Origin of the sequence: Bacillus sp. SN1 (assembly GCF_002796895.1) — a bacterium.
Taxonomy (GTDB): Bacteria; Bacillota; Bacilli; order Bacillales; family Bacillaceae; genus Bacillus; species Bacillus inaquosorum.
In genome coordinates this window covers 1-585 of record NZ_PHIE01000015.1, presented here as the reverse complement: position 1 = coordinate 585, position 585 = coordinate 1, and the positions used below count along the sequence as shown (strand labels likewise).

At 47.7% G+C, this 585-nt stretch carries 3 tRNA genes and 1 rRNA gene; all 4 read right to left on the bottom strand.

The features are described from left to right. Positions 1-102, bottom strand: a 16S ribosomal RNA gene (locus CVV77_RS21840); the annotation flags it as partial. Positions 103-273: 171 nt separating this feature from the next. Next, positions 274-349: transfer RNA gene (locus CVV77_RS21835), tRNA-Ala, on the bottom strand. 7 nt (positions 350-356) lie between these two features. Further along, positions 357-433 (bottom strand) — tRNA-Pro (locus tag CVV77_RS21830). A 26-nt stretch (positions 434-459) separates the two neighbouring features. Continuing rightward, positions 460-536, bottom strand: a tRNA-Arg gene (locus tag CVV77_RS21825). Between the last annotated feature and the right edge of the window lie 49 nt (positions 537-585).

The window sequence follows — 585 nt, the reverse complement described above, 5'->3', positions numbered from 1 at the left end:
GCCGCTAACATCAGGGAGCAAGCTCCCATCTGTCCGCTCGACTTGCATGTATTAGGCACGCCGCCAGCGTTCGTCCTGAGCCAGGATCAAACTCTCCGATAAAGTAGTTTGACTGACTACGCACATCGCTGTGCGATTTATTAAAAATGAATTAACAGGTACGTTTTGTCTTGTTTAGTTTTCAAAGATCATTTCGTTTGTTCACTTTGTTAAAGCAACTTTATTAGTATACAACGCTGATTCTTCAAAGTCAACAACTTTTTTTAAAAAAATTGGTGGAGCCTAGCGGGATCGAACCGCTGACCTCCTGCGTGCAAAGCAGGCGCTCTCCCAGCTGAGCTAAGGCCCCATTAAAATGGTCGGGAAGACAGGATTCGAACCTGCGACCCCATGGTCCCAAACCATGTGCTCTACCAAGCTGAGCTACTTCCCGATTTCCTATCTATTCTATTAGAATAATGGCGCGCCCGAGAGGAGTCGAACCCCTAACCTTTTGATCCGTAGTCAAACGCTCTATCCAATTGAGCTACGGGCGCAAAACTTAATGCCGAGGGCCGGACTTGAACCGGCACGGTAGTCACCTAC